Here is a 25,339-nt window from a genome sequence, read left to right as displayed (position 1 = left end):
ATGAAAACGATTGAAAGGTATAAGCCAAAGCACCATATTCGGTTCGTAACAGCGTCAAGCTTATTTGATGGCCATGATGCTTCAATCAATATTATGCGCCGGATTCTCCAGGCCGGCGGTGCGGAAGTGATTCATCTTGGACACAATCGTTCTGTCGAAGAGGTTGTCAATGCCGCGATCCAGGAGGATGTCCAGGGCATCGCCATTTCATCTTATCAAGGCGGCCATGTCGAATATTTTAAATATATGTACGATCTTTTAAAGGAAAAAGGCTCTTCCCACATCCGCATCTATGGCGGCGGTGGCGGGGTGATTATTCCCCGCGAAATAAAGGAGCTTGAAGATTACGGAATTGCGAGGATTTTTTCTCCCGACGACGGGCGCGAGCTTGGATTGGAAGGCATGATTGATCTGATGCTGAGGGAATGCGATTTCCCGACAGTCCGCGCGGAAGCGGACATTACCGAAAAGCTTCAGGCAGGCGATGCCGCTGCCGTTGCGAAAATGATTACTTTAGCCGAACAGCAAGTCGGCTTGAACGATGAGACGGCTGCCGCTGTTGAATCATTAATGAATAAAGTGAAGTCAATTGCAAAACCGGTACCGGTAGTGGGGATTACCGGGACGGGCGGAGCGGGGAAAAGCTCGCTGACAGACGAATTGATCCGCCGTTTTATCAATGAAATTCCCGGGAAAAGAGTCGCCATCCTCTCTGTCGACCCGACCAAGCAAAAAACAGGCGGGGCCCTCCTTGGTGACCGGATCCGCATGAACGCGATTTTTTCCCCGCGCGTCTACATGAGAAGCTTGGCAACCCGGTCTTCAAAAAATGAACTTTCTTTGGCGATTCAGGATGCGATCGCGGTTGTAAAAGCTGCCGGGTTCGACCTCGTGATTGTCGAGACGAGCGGCATCGGCCAGGGAGATGCCGGGATTGCTGAAATATGCGATCTGTCGATGTATGTGATGACAAGCGAATTCGGGGCGCCGACCCAGCTTGAAAAAATTGATATGATCGATTATGCCGATCTGATTGTCATCAATAAATTTGAGCGCAAAGGTTCAGAGGATGCCCGGCGCCAGGTTCAAAAGCAATACCAGCGCAGCCATAGGCTGTTTGATAAAGAGCTTGATGACATGCCTGTGTACGGCACGATTGCGAGCCAGTTTAACGACCCGGGCACAAACGCTCTATTTGCTGCCTTAATCGACAAGATAAATGAAAAGGCAGGTACAGGATGGTCAACATCTTTTCAAAAAACCGCTCTTGTAGAAAAACAGAATGTGATCATCCCGAATGACCGCCGCTACTATTTGCGGGAAATTTCCGACAAGGTCCGCAATTATCATCAGAAAGCGCGGGAACAAGCCGGGCATGCCCGCAGGCTGTTTCAGCTCGAAGGCGCGATTGCCGCTGTAAAAGAACAGGAACTGAACGAGGAAGTTCTCGCTTCCCTCGAAGCTTTAAGGGCCGATGTAAAAAGGAAGCTGACAGCTGAATCAACAAAAATTCTCGATGGCTGGGAACAGTTAAAACAAAAGTATGCGGCTGACCAATTCGTAACGAAAATCCGCGATAAGGAAATTGTCACTGAATTAAAGACAACGAGCCTCTCCGGACTGGCGATTCCAAAAGTGTCGCTTCCGAAATACAAGGATTATGGCGAGATTTTAAGCTGGGTTTACAGAGAAAATGTTCCCGGATTCTTTCCGTATACCGCCGGTGTTTTTCCTTTCAAGCGGCAGGGGGAGGATCCAAAGCGGCAATTTGCCGGAGAAGGCACACCGGAACGAACAAACCGGCGTTTTCATTATCTTTCAAAGGATGATCCCGCAAAACGATTAAGCACCGCCTTTGATTCGGTGACTCTTTACGGAGAGGATCCGGACTACCGCCCCGATATTTACGGCAAAGTCGGCGAGAGCGGCGTCAGTATTTGCACCCTTGATGATATGAAAAAGCTCTATGCAGGCTTCGACCTGTGTGATCCGTCAACCTCTGTTTCGACGACGATTAACGGTCCGGCCCCGATCATTCTCGCAATGTTCATGAACACAGCGATCGATCAGCAGGTTCAGATGCGCGAGGAAAAGCTCGGGCGCAGCTTGAACGAGGAAGAATATCAGCAAGTAAAGGAATTTGCCTTACAGACAGTCCGGGGAACGGTGCAGGCCGATATTTTAAAAGAAGACCAGGGCCAGAACACGTGCATCTTCTCAACTGAATTTGCCTTAAGGATGATGGGAGACATCCAGCAATATTTTATTGACCATAAAGTCCGCAACTACTATTCCGTGTCGATTTCCGGCTATCATATTGCCGAAGCAGGAGCCAACCCGATTTCACAGCTGGCGTTTACGCTTGCCAACGGCTTTACGTATGTAGAGTACTATTTAAGCCGCGGCATGCATATTGATGATTTTGCACCGAATCTGTCCTTCTTCTTCTCGAACGGGCTCGATCCGGAGTATACCGTGATTGGCCGCGTCGCCCGCCGCATTTGGGCAACCGTGATGCGCGATAAGTATGGAGCAAATGAGAGAAGCCAGAAGCTCAAATACCATATTCAAACGTCGGGCAGGTCTCTCCATGCACAGGAGATTGATTTCAATGACATCCGTACCACATTGCAGGCGTTAATGGCCCTTCATGACAACTGTAATTCGTTGCATACAAATGCTTATGACGAAGCAATTACGACTCCAACTGAAGAATCTGTACGCCGCGCGATGGCGATTCAAATGATTATTACGAAAGAGCATGGCTTAACGAAAAATGAAAATCCGCTCCAGGGTTCGTTTATTATTGAAGAGCTGACAGACCTTGTTGAGGAAGCCGTCTTGCAGGAGTTTGAACGGATCGATGACCGCGGCGGCGTCCTCGGCGCGATGGAAACCCAGTATCAACGCGGAAAGATTCAGGAAGAGTCAATGTATTATGAAATGAAAAAACATTCGGGAGAGCTGCCGATTATCGGGGTCAACACATATTTAAACCCGAATCCACCTTCTGAAGATGAGGTAAACAGCATGGAGCTTGCCAGGGCCACAAAGGAAGAGAAGGAACTGCAAATCCATAATTTGCTGGAGTTCCAGGAACGAAACAGAGCTCATGCTGAAGAGGCCCTTGCCAGGCTGAAAAAGGCCGCTGTCACCGGCGGCAATGTCTTTGCTGAATTGATGGAAACGGTAAAATCAGCGAGTCTCGGCCAAATCACCCACGCTTTATACGAAGTAGGAGGCCAATATCGCCGCAATATGTAACATTCCTTTATAATGGCTTATAGTCCCAGGCTATAAGCCATTTTGTCTGGACGATACGGGCTTGTATTGTGTAACTGCTTTTCCTGCAAAAATTTGGCTCGAAAAATACTTCTATTTATGCTATTCTTTCCGTAAATATCAATATCAAAAAAAGAAATATCATGCCCGCACAACGGAGCTTCGAAAAAATGAATATAAATGATTGCACGATCCTTTATAATCCAGATTGGAGAAATCCGGGAGCCTTCAAAGATGAGATGCAGGATGTGAAAAGATTTTGAGACAGTTCTTTTTAATTGCTTCATTTATTGGTGCACTCGCCGCGTTATATTACCTTTATCAGCGCCAGCTTGGGGCAATTTCTTTTTTCCTTTTATCCATCTTTTTCTTCAGTCTTGCCGTAAATCAGCTTTCAAGGCAGCCGGATCAAAAAAAGGATAACCGGGAAAGAAGAAAGCCGGCCGGTGAAAAAAGTGATGGGAACGGAAGATAGAACTAGCATAAACGTTAAGAATTTGTTTATAATGAAGAATATGTATTTTGGGGAGATCCCATTTCCAATTGCCGTGATCGCTTATATAAGCGTGGGAAATAGAGAAAGGAAGTGTGCGGAAGTTGAGCTTACAACAATACTCAAAAGAACAATTAAAAGAAATGTCATTAATCGAAGCTGCTTACGAGTGGCTGCGTGATCAAAAACAAGCGGTTCCTTTTCAAGATATGATGAAAGAATTGGCTTCCCGTCTTGAGCTTAGTCAAGACGAAGTAAAGACAAGGATTTCACAGTTTTATACCGACTTAAATATAGATGGACGTTTTCTAAGTCTTGGTGACAACCTTTGGGGCCTGCGTATTTGGTATCCTATCGATCAAAGTGAAGAAGAAACAGTCACAACCATTAAGCCTAAAAAGAAAAAGGCTAAAAAGGCTGTCGATGAAGAGGATCTCGATCTTGTTGACTATGATGATGCTGATGATGAAGAGATTGAATATGACGATCTCGACACCTTCGATGATAATGACGATGACGATGAGGACGAAGATTTGCTCGAGGAAGAAGATCTCATAGAAGACGACATAGATGAAGATTTTGATGATGACGATGAAGAACTCCTCGAAACCGAAGATGAGTACGATCTGGATGAAGATGTAGAAGACGACGAAGATGAGTTCGCAGACGAAGACGAGGACTTAAGATAATCATCTTGACTTTTTGAAAAAGGGCTTGTACAATTCTTTTTGGGCTCCTTAAAAAAGGAACGATAAAATTTAGCGATCAAACGCTCCCCTACTGAACTTTGTAGGTGGGGCGTTTTTTATTTTTTTTATCCGGGAATTTTTCCATGAAGGTATAAAAAACTGCTGCAAATTTTTTCGCTAATAAAACCTTTAAATCAAGGTTGATATGCACAAACTGATCAAGAGGGGGCAAACATAGATGACAAAGTATATTTTTGTAACAGGCGGGGTTGTTTCATCGCTTGGAAAAGGAATCACCGCAGCTTCGCTGGGCCGTTTATTAAAAAATCGCGGCCTCAATGTCACGATCCAAAAATTTGATCCTTATATTAACGTGGATCCGGGAACGATGAGTCCGTACCAGCATGGTGAAGTATTCGTCACGGATGACGGCGCCGAGACAGATCTCGACTTAGGCCATTATGAACGTTTTATCGACATTAATCTAAACAAATTCAGCAATGTGACAACAGGAAAAATTTACTCAACTGTTCTGAAAAAAGAACGGCGTGGCGATTACCTCGGCGGAACGGTTCAAGTCATTCCGCATATCACCAATGAGATTAAAGAACGGGTTTTTCGGGCAGGCCGTGAAACAAACGCAGATGTCGTTATTACTGAAATCGGCGGAACAGTTGGTGATATTGAATCGCTTCCGTTTTTAGAAGCAATCCGCCAAATCAAGAGCGATATTGGCCGTGATAACGTCATGTATATCCATTGTACGCTCGTTCCTTATATTAAAGCGGCAGGCGAAATAAAAACAAAGCCAACGCAGCATAGTGTAAAAGAACTTCGCAGCCTTGGAATCCAGCCAAATGTGATTGTCGTTCGTACCGAAATGCCCATTTCGGAAGATATGAAGGATAAAATCGCTTTGTTCTGTGATATCGCACCAAAAGCTGTTATCGAATGCCGTGATGCAGAAACCCTTTATTCTGTGCCTTTAGCACTCCAGGACCAGAAGCTTGATACAATCGTTTGCGAGCATCTAAAGCTCCAATGTGGTGAAGCAGATATGACAGAATGGAAGCAGCTTGTTGACCGGGTTGTCAATCTTTCACGAAAAACAACGATTGCGCTTGTCGGCAAGTATGTCGAACTTCAGGATGCTTATATTTCCGTTGTTGAAGCACTGAAACATGCCGGTTACGCCTTTGATGCCGACGTGCTAATCAAATGGATCAATTCAGAACAAGTAAATTCCGAAAATGTCACTGAGCTTTTGCAGGATGCAGATGGAATTCTCGTTCCTGGTGGTTTTGGTGATCGCGGTATTGACGGTAAATTACTCGCCATCCAATATGCCCGTGAACAAAAAACGCCTTTCCTCGGTATTTGCCTTGGAATGCAGCTGGCTTCCGTAGAATTTGCCCGCAATGTTCTCGGACTCGAAGATGCGCACTCTGCCGAAATTAATCCAAATACAAAACATCCGATTATTGACTTATTGCCGGAACAAAAAGATGTTGAGGACCTCGGCGGGACGTTGCGGCTTGGCTTATATCCTTGTAAACTGACGGAAGGCTCAAAAGCCAATCTTGCCTACCAGGATGAAGTCGTTTACGAACGCCACCGCCATCGTTACGAGTTTAATAACCAGTACCGCCAGGCGATGGAGCAGGCAGGATTTGTGTTCTCCGGGACAAGCCCTGACGGCCGTCTCGTTGAAATTATTGAAATTAACGATCACCCATGGTTTGTGGCATCGCAATTCCATCCGGAATTCACATCAAGACCGACCCGGCCACAGCCTTTATTCCGCGACTTTATTGAAGCATCACTCAAGTAAGAACATAGCTAAAACGAAAACCCTTGAACAGAGAGATGTTCGAGGGTTTTTTTGAATCCAAATGAATGTTTGATTGATTAAACTGTACAAGTTTACATAAAGTGAAACGCTCGGAAATGTATGGTGGGTCGCGTTTCGCTTAATTAATGCCCGCGAACGCTTAATTATTGTTTTTTTCGCTTAAATCAGTAGGTTTTTCGCTTAATTCCGTTCATTTTCCGCTTAATTAATTGGGGCAGATCCTGAGTTCCCCCATTTGGTAGTCCGTTATGTAAACTAAAGAGCTAACAGATGATCATAATTGTGGAGAGCTATCAAATGAAAGCTCCAATCGCGAAATTTTCATCCGGATCATAATTGAATTCCAAACCCCATCACCACAATTACAAAAGCTCATACTCAGCAAGGATCTCTTCATAAGTAAACTTCAAGCCATAGTAGGCGAACAGGGCGGCCATGGCTGCCGGGTATCCGAAACGGTTTCCTTCCTCGTCAGGAAGCAGCGGCTTCACCAGTTTCAAATCGATATGTATATCTGCCAGTGCCGTTAAATCATCGATTGCCCCGGCAACAGCAGTGGAAACGGCTACGAAAGGAACTCTTCGATCCGCAAGCATTTTCGCGCATTGTACCGCATCTTCATCATTTGAAAAGCGGGAGAAAAGCAGTACTCGATCCATATCTTTAATACAATCAATCTCGCTTGCGCCGCTCCATTCCTTCGCTTTTTTAAACGGCTCTGCTCCCTCAGTCGCTTCAGACAGGACAGCTTTCATTTCTTTGCGGCCGTAAATATAAACGAATCCATCGCCAGCAGCCGCCTGTGCCAACAGCCGCGCTCCTTCTTCTATTGAAGGCTCCTGGTCCTGTATTCTTTTAAAAAGCCCGGCTAATTGGGTTGAAAACATTTTTAACACTGCAAACCCTCCCTCGTATTGATAGAAAAAAATCTATGAATGTACAAAAAATCGATGAAAATCCTTCATCCATTATAAGTTTTTTTAAGAAGCGCGTAAAATAAACCGGAAATTAGAACCTGTAACAGGAAAAGACAGGCAGGAATAATCGGGTTGAAAATCGAAATATACGATGGGAGAAATTTTATATAATATTATTTTTGTACACATACAGAAAAATATGTGAAGGGAAGGTGGTTTTATGAAAGGGAAAATATTAATCGTCGATGATCAGTTTGGGATACGCATCCTTTTAAATGAGGTTTTGCAAAAAGAAGGTTATCAGACGTACCAGGCTGCCAACGGTGTCCAGGCTCTTGATATTGTGACGAAGCATTCTCCTGACCTCGTCCTGCTTGACATGAAAATTCCGGGAATGGACGGGATCGAAATTTTAAAGCGAATGAAGGTACTTGACGAAGGAATACGGGTCATCATTATGACCGCCTATGGCGAGCTTGACATGATTCAGGAAGCGAAGGATCTCGGGGCGCTTACTCATTTTGCAAAACCGTTCGATATTGATGACATTCGGGCTGCTGTTAAGAAATATCTTCCAATTATATCAGGCTAGAGCAGGATACTTAACGAAAAATCAAAGTTATCTTTATCGTTGCTAACGCTTGCAATATCTCAAATTTATGACAGTTAATAAAATCTCTGTGGATTAATAGCAATTCTTTTTCCGATTTGGTATTATACAAGGGGAAAATTCCAATGGATCGGGACTCATTGACGCAGAAACTTCCAATGGTACATATTTAATGATAATTGGGGGAAAACGTTAAAATGGGATGCTCTGTAAAATGAAGGCCGATCACCAATAAGGAGGAAGACAAATGCCTTTAGTTTCAATGACCGAAATGCTAAAGAAAGCGAAAGCAGAAGGCTATGCAGTTGGACAATTTAATTTAAATAACCTTGAGTTTACTCAAGCGATTTTGCAAGCCGCCGAAGAAGAAAAGTCACCGGTTATTTTAGGTGTTTCAGAAGGTGCGGGCCGCTATATGGGTGGATTTAAGACTGTCGTCAAAATGGTAGAAGGCTTGATGGAAGACTATAAAATTACCGTGCCGGTTGCGATCCATTTGGATCATGGTTCCAGCTTTGATAAGTGTAAAGAAGCGATTGATGCAGGCTTCACTTCTGTCATGATTGATGCTTCCCACCATCCGTTTGAAGAAAATGTCGAAACAACGATTAAAGTAGTCGAATATGCCCATTCAAAAGGCGTTTCCGTTGAAGCGGAGCTTGGAACTGTTGGCGGGCAGGAAGATGATGTTGTTGCTGATGGTGTCATCTATGCCGATCCTAAAGAATGTGAAGAGCTTGTGAAGCGCACAGGTATTGATTGTCTTGCTCCAGCTTTAGGCTCAGTGCATGGTCCTTACAAAGGGGAACCTAATCTGGGCTTTAAAGAAATGGAAGAAATTGGAAAACTTACAGGAGTGCCTTTAGTCCTTCATGGCGGTACAGGCATTCCAACTAAAGATATTCAAAGATCTATTTCGCTTGGAACCGCAAAAATCAACGTAAATACCGAAAACCAGATCGCCTCTGCGAAAACAGTTCGCGAAGTGTTGGCTGCTGATCCGGATGTATACGATCCGCGCAAATATTTGGGGCCAGCCCGTGAGTCGATTAAACAAACGGTTATCGGCAAAATGCGTGAGTTTGGTTCTTCAAATAAAGCATAATTAAGTTAGATAATTATAGAAATAAAGCGAAAATGAAACCGCCCTGTTAAAGGCGGTTTCAATTCATTTCAATTTGTTTAAAAATTTCGTCGAATGGAGAGGGTTACATATGAAATTTTTTATCGATACGGCTAATATTAATGAAATTCGTGAGGCTCATTCCCTGGGTATTTTAGCAGGAGTGACGACGAACCCGTCTTTAGTAGCGAAAGAGAAAAATGTTTCCTTTCATGACCGGCTTCGGGAAATTACCGGGCTTGTCGAAGGCTCTGTCAGTGCCGAAGTTATCGCTCTTGATGCAGAAGGCATGATCAGGGAAGGCAGGGAGCTGGCGGCGATTGCGCCGAATATTACAGTAAAAGTGCCAATGACTCCCGAGGGGCTTAAAGCCGTCCACGCTTTAACACAGGAGGGTATTAAAACGAATGTTACGTTAATATTCAATGCCAACCAGGCGCTTCTTGCTGCAAGGGCAGGGGCAACCTATGTGTCTCCATTTCTTGGGCGCCTCGATGATATCGGCCATAATGGCCTTGAGCTTATTTCGACGATCGCTGAAATCTTTGCGGTACATGGCCTTGAAACAGAAATCATTGCCGCCTCGATCCGCCACCCTCAGCATGTGACGGAAGCAGCATTAAGAGGGGCGCATATTGCGACGATCCCTTTCAAAGTAATTCTGCAGCTTTGTAAGCACCCGTTAACCGATAAAGGAATTGAAGCGTTCCTGGCAGACTGGAATTCCCGTGCCTGATCCGAACTTTTAAAGCTCTGGGCTTGATTATTGCCGATGCTTAGTGTAAGTTGGATAGGGGAACAGGTAATTTTTTCAAATCACTGTTTTCGTACATGAAAAAGATGATTTCGTGTAAACTATGTACTAAGACAAACTGTCGGAATATGCCTTTCTTTATTGGAAAATAATAGAAAAAATTTCTTTGTAAATTTGCTAAAACAGGCGCAGCTCCCCGCACCTTTTATAAGGCTTTAAAAGCTCCTGGGTTCCCGAAGGAAATTCTGACATATCACAATGAAAGCCTTTATGGGCGGCCTGCTTGATAAGGCCGATCCATTCGGTTTATGGCTTGGAAGGGAGTCGAAAATGGAAAAGCTTAAAATTGCAGGCGGTTATCCGCTAAAAGGGACAGTTCGAATCAGCGGAGCGAAAAACAGTGCTGTCGCTTTGATTCCTGCAGCCATTTTGGCCGATTCAACTGTCTCGATTGAAGGTTTGCCAGATATTTCGGACGTGCAAATTTTAAAAGGGCTTCTTGAAGAGATTGGTGGTACTGTCGAATTTTCCAACAATGAAATGACGGTTGATCCATCATCGATGATCTCGATGCCGCTGCCAAACGGAAAAGTAAAAAAACTTAGAGCTTCGTATTATTTAATGGGAGCGATGCTGGGACGTTTTAAAAAAGCGGTTATCGGGCTTCCGGGCGGATGCCATCTCGGCCCGCGCCCGATCGATCAGCACATCAAAGGGTTTGAAGCACTCGGGGCCAGTGTCACCAATGAACAAGGCGCGATTTACTTGCGGGCGGATGAGCTGCGCGGCGCGCGGATTTACTTGGATGTAGTCAGCGTTGGTGCGACGATTAACATTATGCTGGCAGCCGTTCGCGCGAAAGGCCGGACGATTATTGAGAATGCAGCGAAGGAACCGGAAATTATCGATGTCGCGACATTGCTGACCAATATGGGAGCAAGGATAAAAGGAGCCGGGACGGATGTGATCAGGATTGAAGGAGTTGAAGAGCTTCACGGCTGCCGCCATACGATCATTCCCGACCGCATCGAAGCGGGAACCTATTTAATTCTTGGTGCAGCGGTTGGAGAAGGCATCCTGATCGATAATGTGATTCCGCATCATTTGGAATCAATGATCGCGAAGCTTCGCGAAATGGGCGTCCCGATTGAAGCTGGCGATGACCAGGTGTTTGTCGGGCCTGCTGAAAAATTCAAGGCAGTCGACATTAAAACACTCGTCTATCCTGGTTTCCCGACAGATCTTCAACAGCCGTTTACTTCTTTGCTGACAAGGGCGGAGGGTTCGAGTGTTGTGACGGATACCATTTACGGAGCCCGTTTCAAGCATATTGACGAATTAAGAAGGATGAATGCGAATATTAAAGTTGAAGGACGGTCTGCGATTGTAAACGGCCCTGTCCAGCTGCAAGGTGCCAAAGTGAAGGCAAGCGACCTTCGAGCCGGAGCAGCGCTTGTCATTGCCGGTTTGATGGCAGAAGGAATTACCGAAGTGACCGGGCTTGAACACATCGACAGAGGCTACAGCCATCTGGTTGAGAAGCTGAACGGCCTCGGGGCTACTGTCTGGCGTGAAGGATTAACCGGGGAAGAACTTGAACAATTAAAAAATGCTTAGGCTTAGAGAAATAAACGGGACGAGCGGGAGGAAGAGAACAGATGGAGAGAAGCTTATCAATGGAGCTTATCCGGGTGACCGAAGCAGCTGCACTTGCTTCTGCACGCTGGATGGGCCGCGGGAAAAAAGATGAAGCTGATGATGCGGCAACATCTGCGATGCGGGACGTATTTGATACTGTTCCGATGAAAGGAACCGTCGTAATTGGAGAAGGGGAAATGGATGAAGCCCCGATGCTCTATATCGGTGAAAAGCTGGGAACCGGCTATGGCCCCCGTGTTGATGTCGCAGTCGACCCGCTTGAAGGAACGAATATTGTTGCTTCCGGGGGCTGGAATGCACTTGCCGTTTTAGCCGTAGCCGACCATGGCAATCTTCTTCATGCTCCGGACATGTATATGGACAAAATCGCCGTCGGCCCTGAAGCGGTTGGCCAAATCGATATTAATGCTTCAGTGCTTGATAATTTAAAAGCAGTTGCGAAAGCAAAAAATAAGGATGTTGAAGATGTCGTGGCCACCGTTTTAAATCGTCCGCGCCATGAGCACATTATTGCCCAGCTTCGCGAAGCGGGAGCAAGAATTAAGCTCATCAATGATGGCGATGTAGCAGGAGCGATTAACACGGCATTCGAATCAACCGGTGTCGATATTTTATTCGGGTCCGGGGGGGCTCCGGAGGGAGTGCTCGCAGCCGTTGCCTTAAAATCGCTTGGCGGAGAAATACAGGGAAAGCTTTTGCCGCAAAATGACGCGGAGCTGGAACGGTGTCTCTCAATGGGGCTTGAAGTAAACAAAGTTCTTCGCATGGAAGACCTTGTCAGGGGCGATGATGCGATCTTTGCTGCAACAGGTGTTACTGACGGTGAGCTGTTGCGCGGTGTCCAATTTAAAGGTTCCTACGGTTCTACCCATTCGGTTGTCATGCGAGCAAAATCAGGTACCGTCCGTTTTATTGAAGGACGTCACAGTTTAAAAAAGAAACCTCACTTAGTGATAAAAGGGTAAAATTCCGAGCTTTTCTGCAAACCCTTTCAACCGGCTCCCTGGTTCGCATCGGGACAGGGAGCATCAATTCATTTTCAGAATAAAAATCTTATTGTGGCATTACTTCGAAAGAACATGTCTTTGCTCCCTTCCTCGCAACTTTTTATTCATAAATAAAAAATAAGTTGATTAATTTTCACGAAACAGGGTAAAATAAAGATTGTTTTGGCGAACTATAAATTTATAGTATAAAAGTTTTTGCCAGGTCTGCTATGTGCCCGCGCCTAAAAAAAAGTGATACTTCCTGGTTTAAATTCACTTCTATATGCTTCAAGAAACCCTTCAATAGTCCATCTTCTTCCGTCCATATCTAAAAATTTTTTTCAGAAATTATATGGGGGAACAACCGAAATTAAAAAAGTGTGGTGTATATATGGAATTAACTATTACAAGTTTAGAAAATATGAAATTAAAAGAACTGTATGAGCTTGCCCGTGAATATAAAGTATCCTATTACAGCAAATTAACGAAAAAAGAGCTGATCTTTGCCATTCTTAAAGCGAGGGCCGAACAACAGGGCTATTTCTTTATGGAAGGTGTCCTTGAAATTATTCAATCGGAAGGATTTGGTTTTCTCCGTCCGATTAACTATTCGCCAAGCTCGGAGGATATTTACATCTCGGCATCGCAAATTCGCCGTTTTGATCTCCGAAATGGGGACAAGGTATCCGGGAAAGTCCGTCCTCCAAAGGAGAACGAAAGGTATTTCGGGCTTCTTCATGTAGAGGCTGTCAATGGTGATGATCCAGAAACAGCAAAAGAGCGGGTCCATTTCCCGGCGTTAACACCGCTCTATCCGGACAGGCAAATGAAGGTGGAGACAACGGCAAAAGGCGTGTCGACAAGAATCATGGACCTGATTGCGCCGGTCGGCTTTGGGCAGCGCGGCTTGATTGTGGCTCCGCCAAAAGCGGGTAAAACGATGCTTTTAAAAGAAATCGCCAACAGCATTACCACGAATCATCCAGAAGCAGAACTGATCGTCTTGCTGATTGACGAGCGCCCGGAGGAAGTAACCGATATCGAGCGTTCTGTTGCCGGTGATGTCGTAAGCTCAACTTTTGATGAAGTCCCGGAAAACCATATAAAGGTGGCCGAGCTTGTGCTCGAGCGCGCGATGCGGCTTGTCGAGCATAAACGCGATGTTGTCATCCTAATGGATAGCATTACTCGTTTGGCCCGTGCCTATAACCTTGTGATTCCACCGAGCGGCCGGACCTTGTCCGGTGGTATCGACCCGGCTGCTTTCCACCGTCCAAAACGATTCTTTGGTGCAGCGCGTAACATAGAAGAAGGCGGAAGCCTGACAATCCTGGCGACGGCTCTTGTCGATACCGGCTCACGAATGGATGATGTCATTTATGAGGAATTTAAAGGAACAGGAAATATGGAGCTCCATCTTGACCGGTCTCTTGCTGAAAGACGGATTTTCCCTGCGATCGATATCCGCCGTTCAGGGACAAGGAAAGAGGAGCTGCTGATCCCGAAAGATCACCTCGATAAATTATGGGCGATCCGCAAATCGATGTCGGATTCACCTGACTTTGCAGAGAAATTTTTGCGTAAGCTAAGACAAACGAAATCAAATGAAGAGTTTTTTGCACAGCTTTCTGAAGAAATGAAAGCAAAGCGTTCTTAATTTTTCCAGTATAAGAAAAAGGACGGGGTGGCGCGTTTTTTGCATAAAATCACTTCTTGCAAATTGGCAGCCGCCTTGTTATAATATTATTTGTATGGTTTTTGATTTACGGCTTGGATCATGGAGCCGTAATTATAACTCTGTTTCGAAAGACTCAGGGCGGAAAAGGAGATGAAAAGAATGAAAGCAGGAATTCATCCTAACTATAAAACAGTATTGGTGAAATGCGCTTGCGGAAACGAGTTTGAAACGGGTTCTGTTAAAGACGGAATTCGCGTCGAGACTTGTTCTGAGTGCCACCCATTCTATACAGGTCGTCAAAAGTTTGCTGAAGCAGGCGGACGTGTTGACCGATTCAATAAAAAATACGGCCTTAAGAACCAACAATAAATGTCAAAAACAGGCAAGAGATTTTCAGCGCTTGCCTGTTTTTTATTGTAAAGAATCAGGTATACATAAGAAATAAGATTATTTTTTTAGTAAAAACAAATGCGAACAGTATGGTGCTTTTTAAAGTAACATTTGGCAGGGATAAGGAAGGAGACGCCATTCATGTACGAAATGAGACAGAGCGGATGGGTTGAGGTCGTTTGCGGAAGCATGTTCTCCGGGAAGTCGGAAGAATTAATCCGCCGTGTAAGAAGAGCTCAATTTGCCAAACAAAAAATAGCGGTTTTTAAGCCGAAAATTGATAACCGGTACAGCAGCGAAGAAGTTGTTTCACATAATGGCAACTCCTTTATCGCCATTCCGATTTCAAAATCAACCGAAATATTTCAGCATATTGACGCCGAAGTGGATGTCATCGCCATCGATGAAGTCCAGTTCTTTGACGAAAAGATTGTCGACGTGATCCAGCAGCTTGCCAACAGCGGCTACCGGGTCATTGCAGCCGGTCTCGACCAGGATTTCCGCGGGGAACCGTTCGGGCAAATGCCGGCAATTATGGCGATTGCCGAGCTTGTAACAAAGCTCCAGGCCGTTTGCGCTGTTTGCGGGTCTCCGGCAAGCCGTACACAGCGGTTGATAAACGGAAATCCGGCCTCGTACGATGATCCGGTCATTTTGGTCGGAGCTTCAGAATCATACGAACCGCGCTGCCGCCATCACCACGAAGTTCCGAAATCGTCCAAAGGCGGCCCGTCCCGGCACAAAACAGAAACTTTATCATAGGTCGTCTATTAGTACCCCGCCTGGCTTTTGTTACTGCGGGGTTTTTCGTTTCAGAAGAATTTGGATTGCCCCTTGCTTTTTTTGACTGCCGTTGTTCCCTGTACTATAATTAGACTGTTATAGATTAGTTATGCATGTTATGATCACAGGCTCTGTTCTTGCAAAGAGCATGATGAAAATTGAGGTGAGTAGCTGTGTTTGATCGACTTCAAGCTGTTGAGGACCGCTATGAAAAGCTGAATGAGCTTTTAAGTGATCCTTCAATTGTTAATGATACAAATAAATTACGAGAGTATTCAAAAGAACAATCCGATATTCAAGAGACGGTCGATACGTATCGCGAGTATAAGCAGGTTCGTGAACAATTGCATGATGCAAAGGCGATGCTTGATGAGAAGCTCGACCCGGAAATGCGCGAAATGGTAAAGGAAGAATTATCAGAGCTTGAGCAACAAATGGAGACTCTTGAAGCCCGCTTGAAACTGTTGCTCGTTCCAAAGGACCCGAATGACGACAAAAACGTGATCTTCGAGATTCGCGGTGCGGCAGGCGGAGACGAAGCAGCGTTATTTGCCGGGAACCTTTACCGGATGTACAGCCGTTATGCCGAAGTTCAGGGCTGGAAAACGGAAGTCATTGATGCAAACCCGACCGGTCTTGGTGGTTTCAAAGAAATTATTTTTATAATCAACGGAAAAGGTGCCTACTCGAAATTAAAATTTGAAAACGGGGCGCACCGGGTCCAGCGTGTTCCCGAAACGGAATCCGGCGGCCGGATTCATACGTCAACCGCCACTGTTGCCTGTTTGCCGGAAGCGGAAGAAGTTGAAATTGAACTCCATGATAAAGACATCCGTTTTGATACTTTCGCATCAAGCGGCGCGGGCGGACAGAGCGTAAATACGACGATGTCAGCCGTCCGTTTAACCCATATTCCAACAGGCATTGTTGTTTCCTGCCAGGATGAGAAATCGCAGCATAAAAACAAGGAAAAGGCGATGAAAGTTTTACGTGCCCGTGTCTACGATAAATTTCAGCAGGAAGCCCAGGCAGAATATGATCAGGTGCGTAAATCGGCTGTCGGAACCGGTGACCGTTCAGAGCGGATCCGGACTTACAATTTCCCGCAAAACCGGGTAACCGACCACCGCATCGGCTTAACGATTCAAAAGCTTGACCAGGTGCTTGAGGGCAAGCTTGACGAAATTATTGATGCATTAATTTTAGAAGACCAATCCAAAAAGCTTGAAAGTGCAGGAGAGCTGTAAGATGGCAAAAATATACGAAGCCCTGAACTGGGCTTCTTCTTTTTTAACGAAAAATGGCCGCGAGCAGCACGCGGCAGAATTGCTGCTCCGCCATTATACAGGCATGGACAGGGCCGGGCTGCTTGCCAGCCTCCATTCCGCGCTGCCCGATGAAACGATGCGGTCCTTTCAAGAAGCAGTAGCCCTTCATGTCAAGGGAATGCCCGTGCAATATATTATTGGAAGCGAAGATTTTTACGGGCGCACTTTTCAAGTAAATGAGCATGTTCTTATTCCGCGTCCGGAAACAGAAGAGCTTGTTTTTGAAGCGATAAAGAGAATTAGAAGTCTTTTTAACCAAGAAGATCGTTTAGAGGTTGTCGATGCCGGGACCGGAACAGGAGCGATCGCGATCACAATCAAACTGGAGCTGCCTGCACTAAAGGTGACAGCTTCCGATATATCAGCCGAGGCCCTCAATGTGGCGAAAACCAATGCAAGAAATCTTGGAGCGGATCTTCGGTTCATCCATGGAGACTTGCTGAAACCATTTATCGAAGCAGGGCAGAAATTTGATGTCATTCTTTCTAACCCCCCTTATATACCTTTTCGCGATATGGATGGAATGTCGGAAGTCGTCAAAGATCACGAGCCTCATCTTGCCCTGTTTGCAGGTGATGACGGATTGGATATTTATCGAAGATTTATGACAGAATTGCCCCTGGTTGTAAAAGACAAAGCGCTGATCGGCTTTGAAATCGGTGCCGGCCAGAGCGAAGATGTTTCGGCTTTGTTAAAACAAACCTTTTCTGATGCGGATGTTGACGTTGTTTATGATATTAATGGCAAAGACCGGATCGTTTTTGCTTATATCAGTTAGACCCTTAGCCTTTCGCTGGGGGTCTTTTTGCATCTTTCGCGGATAGAAAAACGGCATTCTTCCACTTATAAATCCTCGATTTTCGTCACGCAGCATTTCTTGCGAATAAACGATTTCACAATTTCTTTTTTAATAGTTTAAGATTCTAACATTTTGTCCACAATGGGGGTAGTGAAGGGACGGTGTTGGAGATGAGAACAAAAACATTGGCGTGGGCTTATATTATGATTTTATCAATAGGTACGCTCCTGAGCTTATATATACCGAAAAATGAAGCGATAGCAAGTGAGGCCATCGTGATTCCAAATGAAGCGATCCGGCTGCGAATTCTTGCCAACTCAGATTCAGAGCAGGACCAGGCAATAAAAAGGCTTGTCCGTGATGCTGTAAATGAAGAGATTTCTGAATGGGTCGCCGATCTCACTTCAATTGAGGAGGCAAGAAGCTTGATTCGCTCCAGGCTTCCGGATATTCAAAAAATCGCCGAACAAGTTGTCGCGCGTGAGAAATCGTCACAACCGGTCAAGGCTGAATTTGACCGGGTCAAATTTCCGACCAAACTATACGGACAATTTCTTTACCCGGCCGGAGAGTATGAAGCGATTCTCATTTCACTGGGCGAAGGAAAAGGAGCGAACTGGTGGTGCGTACTATTTCCGCCCCTATGTTTCCTTGATTTTTCAAACGGTGTTGCCGTAAGTGAAGAAGAAGAGAAGGTAAAGGAAGAGGACGGCGAAAAAACAGGGCAACCGGTAAAGGAAACAGTGGAGAATGTAAAAGACGGCCAGGCCGCGCCCATCTACACAGCAAAAGATGAAGAGCCCGTAGAGGTTAAGTTCTTTGTAAAGGAGCTTTGGGACAAGCTTTTTGAATAAAAACGGGCCATAAAACAACCAGTGTAAATGCTGATAAAAAATTTTATCAGAAAATAGAACGCATGGCGGCAAAGCCAAAAACCCTGATTTAAAATTAGTAGACTTCGCGTTTGCGGGGTCTACTTTTTTATATTCACTCATATTCATAAAAATAGAATAGGAAAAATGAGGTGGAGTAATGGACACAATCGTACGTGGTGCAAATGAACAGGATCTGGCCAGACTATTAACATTTCTCGAAGCTGCCAAACTTGGCACAGAGGGCGTGGCGGCTGCAGTTGATTATTTTTTGCTCGTTGAAGACATGCAAGGCAATTTAAAAGCGATGGTCGGCATTGAGCCTGCCGGTGAAGCGGGGCTGCTGCGCTCCCTTGTGATCAGCGAAGGAATGACAGACAAGGAAATATTGATGCTGTTTGAACAAATGCTCATCTTGGCCAGGGACAAGCAGTTGAAAGAGTTATACTTGGCCACCAATAAACAGGACAGTTTGCTGTTTTTTAACATGCTTGGTTTCACCGCAATTGAGAGAAATGACTTGCCAACGTCTATCCATCAGCTCAAACACGTAAAATACATTCTAAATGTGGATAATTCGCGATTTTTAGCGTTATCCATTTAATCAATGTGGACATATCCACATTTTTATCCACAAAATCACGATGTTTATACACATTTTGTGGATAAAACTTGTGTTCCCCTCCATCTTCTTTTATACTTTCAAAGGTAGCAATTACTAGATTCTGAACCGAGAATGCCGATAAATTGAGAGTATTTTGAGCTGAAATAAAAGGTGGATGAACATGGATACAAAAATTTGGTCAGTGGATAAGTTTGTGAATAATTTAGAGGATTATCCACAGATTTCTGAAGCGGCCGTTTTGTTAAAAGAAAATAAAGTAGTCGCCTTTCCTACTGAAACAGTATATGGGTTGGGCGGAAATGCTGAAAGTGATGCAGCTGTGGCAAAGATTTTCGAAGCAAAAGGAAGGCCGGCTGATAATCCGTTAATTATCCACATTGCAAAAAAGGAGCAACTCGACAGTTTTGTTGACGGAGTTCCTGAAAAAGCCGGGATGTTAATGGATCATTTTTGGCCGGGGCCTTTGACGATTGTTTTCAATAAAAAAGAGGGACAGTTATCCGCTAAAGCAACAGCCGGCCTGCCAACAGTTGCGGTAAGAATGCCGGATCACCCGGTAGCTCTTGCCCTTATAAATAAGGCAGGGCTGCCGATTGCAGCACCGAGCGCAAACCAGTCCGGCAAACCGAGCCCGACGTCGGCGAAGCATGTCCATGATGATTTGAACGGAAGAATAAGCGGCATCATTGACGGCGGGGCGACCGGGGTCGGTGTCGAATCGACTGTGATTGATTGCACCGGGCCGGTCCCGGTTATTTTAAGGCCGGGCGGCGCAACAGTTGAGCAGATCGAAGCTGTAATTGGCAAAGTCCATTTGGATCCGGCCCTGGCAGATCAACAAATGGCACCGAAATCACCGGGCATGAAGTATCAGCATTATGCGCCGGATGCTCCTCTATATCTAGTAGAAGGAAGCCGCCACTTTTTGCAAGAGCTCGTTGATGAGAAAAGGAAACTGGGATTGAAGGCAGGCGTGTTAACCACTGAAGAAAATATCGCTTTTTTTCAAGCTGATGCCGTTCTTGCCTGCGGGAGCCGGGATAAGCCTGAAACGATTGCGAGCGCATTGTATGAAACGCTGAGGGAGTTCAATTCCAGGGATGTTGATGTGATTTTTACAGAAGTTTTTCCGCGGCAAGGCGTTGGCGAAGCTGTCATGAACCGGCTGATGAAGGCGGCTGGGAATCGGCTGATTAAGGAGAAATAACTTGGGGCGCATTCTGAAAAGAGTGCGCTGTTTCATTGACATGTGGGTCTTACAACCAGCTTCTAAATCCCTTTGGACGTGCATATGCTGAAATAGCAAGTCCAAGGGGGCGAACAAAGTTGGCAGTAACTGGAGAGGTTTTTACACTAATCGTCATGGCATTTGCGTTAGGAATGGACGCATTTTCGGTCGGCCTTGGAATGGGCATGTTCAAGCTTCGTCTCAGGCAGATCTTTAAAATAGGAATCACAATCGGTATATTCCATGTGTGGATGCCTCTCGTTGGAATCATTGCAGGCAGATTTTTATCAGAAAAATTTGGTGCAATCGCCGGTTATATCGGCGGATTTCTCCTTGTTATTCTCGGCGTACAGATGATTTTGGCGGTCTTCAAGGATGAAAGAGAGAGCATGATCACCCCTGCGGGCCTCGGGCTGCTCCTTTTTGCTTTAAGCGTCAGTCTTGATAGTTTTTCAGTCGGGTTAACGCTTGGCATTTACGGAGCCAAAACAGCATTAGTGCTAATCTTTTTTGGTGCAGCTGCCACCGTGCTGGCATGGCTCGGCTTATACCTCGGCAGGAAGGCCCAGGGTTTGCTGGGGGCATACAGTGAAGCGCTTGGTGGGAGCATCCTTCTCGCATTTGGCATGAAGCTTCTCTTCTCCTTTTAAGCATACATAATCGACCCGCTGGCACCTTTTAAGGGTGTCTTTTCTCTTTTTTTAAAGCAAGTCTATTGTAATAGGTAATTATGGCTTATAATGTAAATAAAGGAGGCAATTCATCGATGACACGCATTTTATTTGTTTGTACGGGAAATACGTGCCGGAGCCCGATGGCTGAAGCTATTTTAAAAAGCAAATCCATTCCCGGAATTGAGGTACGATCGGCGGGTGTGTTTGCAGGCGTGGGCAGTGCGGCATCACCCAATGCGAAGAAGGTTCTCGAAGAAAATGATATTTTCCACGAGCATCACTCGACGCTTTTAACCAAAGCGGAAGTGGATTGGGCTACATATATTTTAACGATGACCGGAGCGCACAAAGAGTCTGTTATCAGCCAGTTTCCATACGCAGCAAATAAAACGTTTACATTACATGAGTTTGCAGGAAATGATGCCGGCGGCGATATTGCTGATCCATATGGAGGGCCGGTTCATCTTTACCGGCAAACCTATCAAGAAATTCATGAAGCAATTGACAAAATCATTACGCGGCTAAAAAACATTTAACAAAGTTCGGAGGAGAAACCGGTGGAGGAGAAAAAACGCTATAAATTTGGATTAAGGAAAAAGCTTGTCCTGTTTACAACAGCACTGGCGTTTATAACATATACGACCAGTGCGGTATTTATTTATTTTTTATACCCCTATATTAACGAGATGATCGCCATCAGCGAGACGAGCTTTAGTTTTATCACTTTATCTTTAGGAATTATTTGGTCAGGAATTCTTGCATTTATCGCGGCCGGCTTTATTATTAAACCGTTGCAAAAGCTTGAAAAAATCGCGCTGAAAGCGGCCCATGGGGATATTAAGGAAGATGCTGAAGTCTCCAATTCCGATGATGAGATCCGCTCACTTGGAATTGCCTTTAACCACATGCTGTTCAGCTTAAGGGATATGGTGCAAAACATCGAAGGAAATTTCCGGGACACAAATGCGAAGGTGCTGGCTATTTCCAAGGAGTCGTCAGCAGCGGCATTACAAGCCGAAGCGGTTTCCCGGACAATCCGCGAAATCTCGGCAGGTGCTGATAACTCAGCTGTTTCGATCCAGTCTACAGCTGAGTCTGTAGAAGATGTGATCAAAATTGCTGAAGAAGTACAGGAAAAAGCAAAAGCATCCGGACTCGTTTCGCAGGAAATGGTCAATGATTTGCGCGAGTCCAAAGAAGTGATTCATTCCTTAATAACAGGAATCGAAAAGCTTTCTAAAGAGAATCAGCATTCTTTACAAACCGTTAAACGTCTTGAGGAAAATGCAGCAAAGGTGGAACAGATCATCCAGCTTGTCGGGGATATTGCGGCCCAAACCAACTTGCTTGCTTTAAACGCGTCTATTGAAGCAGCCCGTGCCGGTGAGCACGGCAAAGGCTTTGCTGTCGTTGCCGAAGAAGTCAGAAAGCTTGCAGATGAAAGCGGCAAGGCAGTTCAAGGGATTTCTGAATTGATTAAAGACATTCAAGAAGAAGTGCAAAATGTTGTTGAACAAATTTCCGGCCAGGTCAAAACGGCAAACGAAGAAGCGAAAAAAGGAACAAAAACGAATGAAGTGATCGAAGAAATGACCGGCACCGTCAACGAAATGGCGGAAGCGGTTGCAACGATCACCACCCTTGTCGACAAGCAAATGGAAAGTATTCAGCACACTTCGACCCAGTCCCAGGAAGTGGCAGCTATTGCCGAGGAAACTTCCGCGGCTGCCCAGGAAGTAGCCATATCAACCCAGCAGCAGGCAACGGTCATCGCCAATGTCGAAAGCCTGGCGGTAGAGCTTAAAGATCAAGCCGAAAAACTGAAAAGCACGATTACCCGCTTTAAATTATAATTTTGCTGCAAGGCTCCCTGCTCATTTGTTAACAGGGAGCCTTCTGTTCATTTTCCGCTAAAAATATGGCAACAAAAGAGGGGTTTTCTTTATTATTTTTTATCCTTGTGTCAAAATAAAGGAAACAACTGCTTTCAGATGGGGGGATTTTATGATGAAGATTGCGATTGCGTCAGATCATGGCGGAATAAATATTCGCGAAGAAATAAAGAGCTTAATGGATGAACTCGGAATCGAATACGAAGATTTCGGGTGCGAATGCGGCACATCTGTCGATTATCCCGATTACGCACTCCCTGTCGCTGAAAAAGTCGCCAACGGAGAGTTTGACAGGGGTATTTTAATTTGCGGAACCGGCATTGGCATGAGCATCGCTGCCAACAAAGTGAAAGGCATTCGCTGTGCCCTTGTGCACGATGTTTTCAGTGCAAAAATGACAAGGGAGCATAATGACAGCAACATCCTTGCGATGGGGGAACGGGTAATCGGACCAGGTCTGGCCAGAGAGATTGCAAAAACATGGCTGACTGCAGAATTTGCGGGTGGCCGCCATGCAAACCGGATCGGAAAAATTGACGAATATGAAAACAAATAGATAACATCTTGTGGAGCACTTAAAAACTTAAATAAAAGCTTTAGAAAAGGGTGGGCTTTTATGGTGATAGAGGTATGGGAAAAAGATTTAAATAAAATACTGTCAGAATTTAAAGAGCAGACATCGCTAACGGAAAAGAATCTGTTTGTTGTCGGCTGCAGCACGAGTGAAGTGGCGGGCAGACGGATCGGAACGGCCGGAACGGAAGAGACAGCTGCGATGATTTTCCGGCAGATCAAGCTTTTCCAGGAACAGACCGGTGTCCAGCTTGCCTTTCAATGCTGCGAGCATTTAAACCGGGCACTTGTCGTGGAGCGTTCAACTGCAGAAGAAAAAGGTCTGGAAGAAGTAGCGGTTATTCCCGTCCGTTCCGCCGGCGGGGCAATGGCAACATATGCTTTTGACCAGTTTGCTGACCCTGTCATCGTCGAGTATATTAAAGCCGACGCGGGAATCGATATTGGCGATACATTCATCGGCATGCATTTAAAGCCGGTTGCTGTACCAGTCCGGGTTTCCTTAAAGCAGGTGGGCGGCGCACATGTCACCCTTGCGAAAACCCGCCCTAAGTTAATCGGCGGATCCCGGGCCGTATACGAAAAAAATCGGGATGAACAATCATGCCATTAAACGAAAAGCCTTTACCCACTGTAAAGGCTTTTTCCCATAGATGCACAGCTTAAGACTGCAAGCGGTTACTTAAAAAATTTCCCGGTAAATAAGCGAAAATTGGTTTTTTTCCGGTCAACCGCATCTATCTTTTCAAGCGGAAAGCATGTTAGAATATAAAAGAATTTTCAAAATAAGCCGTGTTTGCAGTACATATTTTTACTTAAAGTTCGGTTGATCAAAGGAGGATGACGATGAAGCATTTGGCACAACAGGATGAACAGGTTTTTCAAGCAATACAGGATGAACTCGGGCGGCAGCGGACAAAAATTGAATTAATCGCATCAGAAAATTTCGTCAGTGAGGCGGTCATGGAAGCACAGGGCTCCGTGTTGACAAACAAATACGCAGAGGGTTATCCGGGACGCCGTTACTATGGCGGTTGTGAGCATGTAGACGTTGTCGAAGATTTGGCCCGTGACCGGGCAAAACAAATTTTCGGTGCGGACCATGTCAACGTCCAGCCGCACTCAGGCGCGCAAGCGAATATGGCTGTTTATTTTACAATTTTGGAACACGGTGACACTGTATTGGGAATGAATCTTTCACATGGCGGCCATTTAACGCATGGAAGTCCGGTTAATTTCAGCGGCGTCCAATACAACTTTGTCGAGTACGGTGTTGACGAAAAAACACAGCGCATTGATTATGATGATGTGCTTGCCAAAGCGCGCGAGCATAAGCCGAAGTTGATTGTAGCCGGTGCAAGCGCCTATCCCCGCGAAATTGATTTTAAACGATTCCGGGAGATTGCCGATGAAGTCGGTGCGTACCTGATGGTCGACATGGCCCATATTGCCGGGCTCGTTGCGGCAGGACTGCATTCAAATCCCGTCCCGCATGCACATTTCGTGACCACTACGACTCATAAGACACTGCGCGGTCCTCGCGGCGGCATGATTTTATGCAAAGAAGAGTTCGCCAAGAAAATTGACAAATCCATTTTCCCGGGCATTCAAGGCGGTCCGCTAATGCATGTGATCGCAGCGAAGGCGGTCGCATTCGGTGAAGCGCTGCAGGACAGCTTTCAAGAATACGCAAAAAATATTGTTGAAAATGCGAAGCGTTTAGCGGAAAAGCTGCAAAACGAAGGGCTCGACCTCGTCTCAGGCGGAACCGATAATCATTTGCTGCTATTGGATCTGCGTTCACTCGGGATCACCGGGAAGGTAGCCGAAAAAGTTCTTGACGAAGTCGGGATTACCGTTAATAAAAATACAATTCCGTTTGACCCGGAAAGCCCATTTGTAACAAGCGGAATCCGGATCGGGACAGCAGCGGTTACATCGAGAGGATTTGGCCTCGCTGAAATGGACGAAATAGGCTCGCTTATTGCGTTCACCCTAAAAAATCATGAAGACGCTGAAAAGCTTGAGGAAGCAAAACAACGCGTCCTTAATTTAACTAAAAAATTTCAACTTTATTAAAAAAGAAAGCCCGGTTCTGCGTTTAAAGCAGGGCCGGGCTCTTTTTTTCAAAA

General features: G+C 45.4%; 24 protein-coding genes. 23 read left to right on the top strand and 1 reads right to left on the bottom strand.

Features of this window, described 5'->3' with window-relative positions; all coding sequences use genetic code 11:
• From icmF to CU633_RS13810, 4 genes are all read left to right on the top strand, one after another.
• The gene (gene icmF / locus CU633_RS13825) at positions 1–3,264 is read left to right on the top strand and encodes a fused isobutyryl-CoA mutase/GTPase IcmF (RefSeq protein ID WP_101661183.1); all 3,264 of its coding nucleotides are present in this window, start codon (positions 1–3) and stop codon (positions 3,262–3,264) included.
• A gap of 277 nt (positions 3,265–3,541) precedes the next feature.
• Positions 3,542–3,757, top strand: a complete 216-nt coding sequence (locus CU633_RS13820; RefSeq protein WP_101661182.1) for a hypothetical protein — start codon at positions 3,542–3,544, stop codon at positions 3,755–3,757.
• 122 nt (positions 3,758–3,879) lie between these two features.
• Complete coding sequence (rpoE, locus tag CU633_RS13815; protein ID WP_101661181.1) at positions 3,880–4,464, top strand: DNA-directed RNA polymerase subunit delta; 585 nt, start codon at positions 3,880–3,882, stop codon at positions 4,462–4,464.
• Between the two features lie 238 nt (positions 4,465–4,702).
• Positions 4,703–6,295 (top strand): CTP synthase, encoded by a 1,593-nt coding sequence (locus tag CU633_RS13810; protein WP_101661180.1) that lies wholly within the window; start codon positions 4,703–4,705, stop codon positions 6,293–6,295.
• Between the two features lie 383 nt (positions 6,296–6,678).
• Here the strand turns inward: CU633_RS13810 and CU633_RS13805 are convergent, their stop codons facing one another.
• The gene (locus CU633_RS13805) at positions 6,679–7,212 is read right to left on the bottom strand and encodes a DUF2529 domain-containing protein (protein ID WP_101661179.1); all 534 of its coding nucleotides are present in this window, start codon (positions 7,210–7,212) and stop codon (positions 6,679–6,681) included.
• Positions 7,213–7,453: 241 nt separating this feature from the next.
• On the opposite strand from CU633_RS13805, the gene CU633_RS13800 reads away from it, so the two are divergent.
• The 19 genes from CU633_RS13800 (at position 7,454) to glyA (ending at position 25,286) form a co-directional block, all read left to right on the top strand.
• Complete coding sequence (locus tag CU633_RS13800) at positions 7,454–7,825, top strand: response regulator (RefSeq protein WP_101661178.1); 372 nt, start codon at positions 7,454–7,456, stop codon at positions 7,823–7,825.
• A 265-nt stretch (positions 7,826–8,090) separates the two neighbouring features.
• Positions 8,091–8,948: a class II fructose-bisphosphate aldolase gene (locus CU633_RS13795; RefSeq protein WP_101661177.1), complete on the top strand. Its 858-nt coding sequence runs from the start codon at positions 8,091–8,093 to the stop codon at positions 8,946–8,948.
• A 109-nt stretch (positions 8,949–9,057) separates the two neighbouring features.
• Complete coding sequence (fsa, locus tag CU633_RS13790; RefSeq protein WP_101661176.1) at positions 9,058–9,702, top strand: fructose-6-phosphate aldolase; 645 nt, start codon at positions 9,058–9,060, stop codon at positions 9,700–9,702.
• 348 nt (positions 9,703–10,050) lie between these two features.
• The gene (locus tag CU633_RS13785; RefSeq protein ID WP_101661191.1) at positions 10,051–11,337 is read left to right on the top strand and encodes a UDP-N-acetylglucosamine 1-carboxyvinyltransferase; all 1,287 of its coding nucleotides are present in this window, start codon (positions 10,051–10,053) and stop codon (positions 11,335–11,337) included.
• Positions 11,338–11,378: 41 nt separating this feature from the next.
• Positions 11,379–12,344, top strand: coding sequence for a class II fructose-bisphosphatase (glpX, locus tag CU633_RS13780; RefSeq protein WP_101661175.1), 966 nt, complete (start codon positions 11,379–11,381; stop codon positions 12,342–12,344).
• Positions 12,345–12,756: 412 nt separating this feature from the next.
• A complete protein-coding gene (rho, locus tag CU633_RS13775) occupies positions 12,757–14,022 on the top strand; it encodes a transcription termination factor Rho (RefSeq protein ID WP_101661174.1) in 1,266 nt (421 codons plus the stop codon).
• Positions 14,023–14,202: 180 nt separating this feature from the next.
• Positions 14,203–14,412 (top strand): 50S ribosomal protein L31, encoded by a 210-nt coding sequence (gene rpmE / locus CU633_RS13770; protein WP_101661173.1) that lies wholly within the window; start codon positions 14,203–14,205, stop codon positions 14,410–14,412.
• 162 nt (positions 14,413–14,574) lie between these two features.
• Positions 14,575–15,195, top strand: coding sequence for a thymidine kinase (locus CU633_RS13765; protein WP_101661172.1), 621 nt, complete (start codon positions 14,575–14,577; stop codon positions 15,193–15,195).
• Between the two features lie 194 nt (positions 15,196–15,389).
• Entirely contained in the window at positions 15,390–16,463 is a 1,074-nt protein-coding gene (gene prfA, locus CU633_RS13760) for a peptide chain release factor 1 (protein ID WP_101661171.1), read from the top strand.
• Between the two features lies 1 nt (position 16,464).
• Complete coding sequence (gene prmC, locus CU633_RS13755) at positions 16,465–17,322, top strand: peptide chain release factor N(5)-glutamine methyltransferase (RefSeq protein ID WP_101661170.1); 858 nt, start codon at positions 16,465–16,467, stop codon at positions 17,320–17,322.
• A 191-nt stretch (positions 17,323–17,513) separates the two neighbouring features.
• The gene (gene spoIIR, locus CU633_RS13750; protein WP_101661169.1) at positions 17,514–18,197 is read left to right on the top strand and encodes a stage II sporulation protein R; all 684 of its coding nucleotides are present in this window, start codon (positions 17,514–17,516) and stop codon (positions 18,195–18,197) included.
• Positions 18,198–18,375: 178 nt separating this feature from the next.
• Positions 18,376–18,819 carry a hypothetical protein gene (locus CU633_RS13745; RefSeq protein WP_101661168.1) on the top strand — a complete coding sequence of 148 codons (444 nt, stop codon included), beginning with the start codon at positions 18,376–18,378 and terminating at the stop codon, positions 18,817–18,819.
• Positions 18,820–19,000: 181 nt separating this feature from the next.
• Positions 19,001–20,047 carry an L-threonylcarbamoyladenylate synthase gene (locus CU633_RS13740; RefSeq protein WP_101661167.1) on the top strand — a complete coding sequence of 349 codons (1,047 nt, stop codon included), beginning with the start codon at positions 19,001–19,003 and terminating at the stop codon, positions 20,045–20,047.
• Positions 20,048–20,202: 155 nt separating this feature from the next.
• Positions 20,203–20,718: a manganese efflux pump MntP gene (locus tag CU633_RS13735; protein ID WP_101661190.1), complete on the top strand. Its 516-nt coding sequence runs from the start codon at positions 20,203–20,205 to the stop codon at positions 20,716–20,718.
• 116 nt (positions 20,719–20,834) lie between these two features.
• A complete protein-coding gene (locus CU633_RS13730) occupies positions 20,835–21,278 on the top strand; it encodes a low molecular weight protein arginine phosphatase (RefSeq protein WP_101661166.1) in 444 nt (147 codons plus the stop codon).
• Between the two features lie 21 nt (positions 21,279–21,299).
• Positions 21,300–22,595 carry a methyl-accepting chemotaxis protein gene (locus tag CU633_RS13725; RefSeq protein WP_101661165.1) on the top strand — a complete coding sequence of 432 codons (1,296 nt, stop codon included), beginning with the start codon at positions 21,300–21,302 and terminating at the stop codon, positions 22,593–22,595.
• 154 nt (positions 22,596–22,749) lie between these two features.
• A complete protein-coding gene (rpiB, locus tag CU633_RS13720) occupies positions 22,750–23,190 on the top strand; it encodes a ribose 5-phosphate isomerase B (protein WP_101661164.1) in 441 nt (146 codons plus the stop codon).
• A gap of 60 nt (positions 23,191–23,250) precedes the next feature.
• Positions 23,251–23,820: a TIGR01440 family protein gene (locus CU633_RS13715; protein ID WP_101661163.1), complete on the top strand. Its 570-nt coding sequence runs from the start codon at positions 23,251–23,253 to the stop codon at positions 23,818–23,820.
• Positions 23,821–24,053: 233 nt separating this feature from the next.
• The gene (glyA, locus tag CU633_RS13710) at positions 24,054–25,286 is read left to right on the top strand and encodes a serine hydroxymethyltransferase (protein ID WP_101661162.1); all 1,233 of its coding nucleotides are present in this window, start codon (positions 24,054–24,056) and stop codon (positions 25,284–25,286) included.
• The last annotated feature ends 53 nt before the right edge of the window (positions 25,287–25,339 follow it).

This window comes from Bacillus sp. V3-13 (assembly GCF_002860165.1).
GTDB lineage: Bacteria > Bacillota > Bacilli > Bacillales > Cytobacillaceae > Bacillus_BJ.
Note: the sequence above shows the minus strand (reverse complement) of the source record. Positions and strands in the feature narration are given on the sequence as shown.

Excerpts from the sequence above, each read along its gene's own strand:
- rpiB (WP_101661164.1), top strand. The coding sequence starts at position 22,750 with ATGAAGATTGCGATTGCGTCAGATCATGGCGGAATAAATATTCGCGAA.
- CU633_RS13740 (WP_101661167.1), top strand. The coding sequence starts at position 19,001 with ATGGATACAAAAATTTGGTCAGTGGATAAGTTTGTGAATAATTTAGAG.
- fsa (WP_101661176.1), top strand. The coding sequence starts at position 9,058 with ATGAAATTTTTTATCGATACGGCTAATATTAATGAAATTCGTGAGGCT.
- CU633_RS13765 (WP_101661172.1), top strand. The coding sequence starts at position 14,575 with ATGTACGAAATGAGACAGAGCGGATGGGTTGAGGTCGTTTGCGGAAGC.
- prmC (WP_101661170.1), top strand. The coding sequence starts at position 16,465 with ATGGCAAAAATATACGAAGCCCTGAACTGGGCTTCTTCTTTTTTAACG.
- CU633_RS13785 (WP_101661191.1), top strand. The coding sequence starts at position 10,051 with ATGGAAAAGCTTAAAATTGCAGGCGGTTATCCGCTAAAAGGGACAGTT.
- CU633_RS13800 (WP_101661178.1), top strand. The coding sequence starts at position 7,454 with ATGAAAGGGAAAATATTAATCGTCGATGATCAGTTTGGGATACGCATC.
- CU633_RS13715 (WP_101661163.1), top strand. The coding sequence starts at position 23,251 with ATGGTGATAGAGGTATGGGAAAAAGATTTAAATAAAATACTGTCAGAA.
- rpmE (WP_101661173.1), top strand. The coding sequence starts at position 14,203 with ATGAAAGCAGGAATTCATCCTAACTATAAAACAGTATTGGTGAAATGC.
- CU633_RS13745 (WP_101661168.1), top strand. The coding sequence starts at position 18,376 with ATGGACACAATCGTACGTGGTGCAAATGAACAGGATCTGGCCAGACTA.
- CU633_RS13795 (WP_101661177.1), top strand. The coding sequence starts at position 8,091 with ATGCCTTTAGTTTCAATGACCGAAATGCTAAAGAAAGCGAAAGCAGAA.
- CU633_RS13730 (WP_101661166.1), top strand. The coding sequence starts at position 20,835 with ATGACACGCATTTTATTTGTTTGTACGGGAAATACGTGCCGGAGCCCG.
- glpX (WP_101661175.1), top strand. The coding sequence starts at position 11,379 with ATGGAGAGAAGCTTATCAATGGAGCTTATCCGGGTGACCGAAGCAGCT.
- spoIIR (WP_101661169.1), top strand. The coding sequence starts at position 17,514 with ATGAGAACAAAAACATTGGCGTGGGCTTATATTATGATTTTATCAATA.
- icmF (WP_101661183.1), top strand. The coding sequence starts at position 1 with ATGAAAACGATTGAAAGGTATAAGCCAAAGCACCATATTCGGTTCGTA.
- rho (WP_101661174.1), top strand. The coding sequence starts at position 12,757 with ATGGAATTAACTATTACAAGTTTAGAAAATATGAAATTAAAAGAACTG.
- glyA (WP_101661162.1), top strand. The coding sequence starts at position 24,054 with ATGAAGCATTTGGCACAACAGGATGAACAGGTTTTTCAAGCAATACAG.
- CU633_RS13810 (WP_101661180.1), top strand. The coding sequence starts at position 4,703 with ATGACAAAGTATATTTTTGTAACAGGCGGGGTTGTTTCATCGCTTGGA.
- CU633_RS13735 (WP_101661190.1), top strand. The coding sequence starts at position 20,203 with ATGGCATTTGCGTTAGGAATGGACGCATTTTCGGTCGGCCTTGGAATG.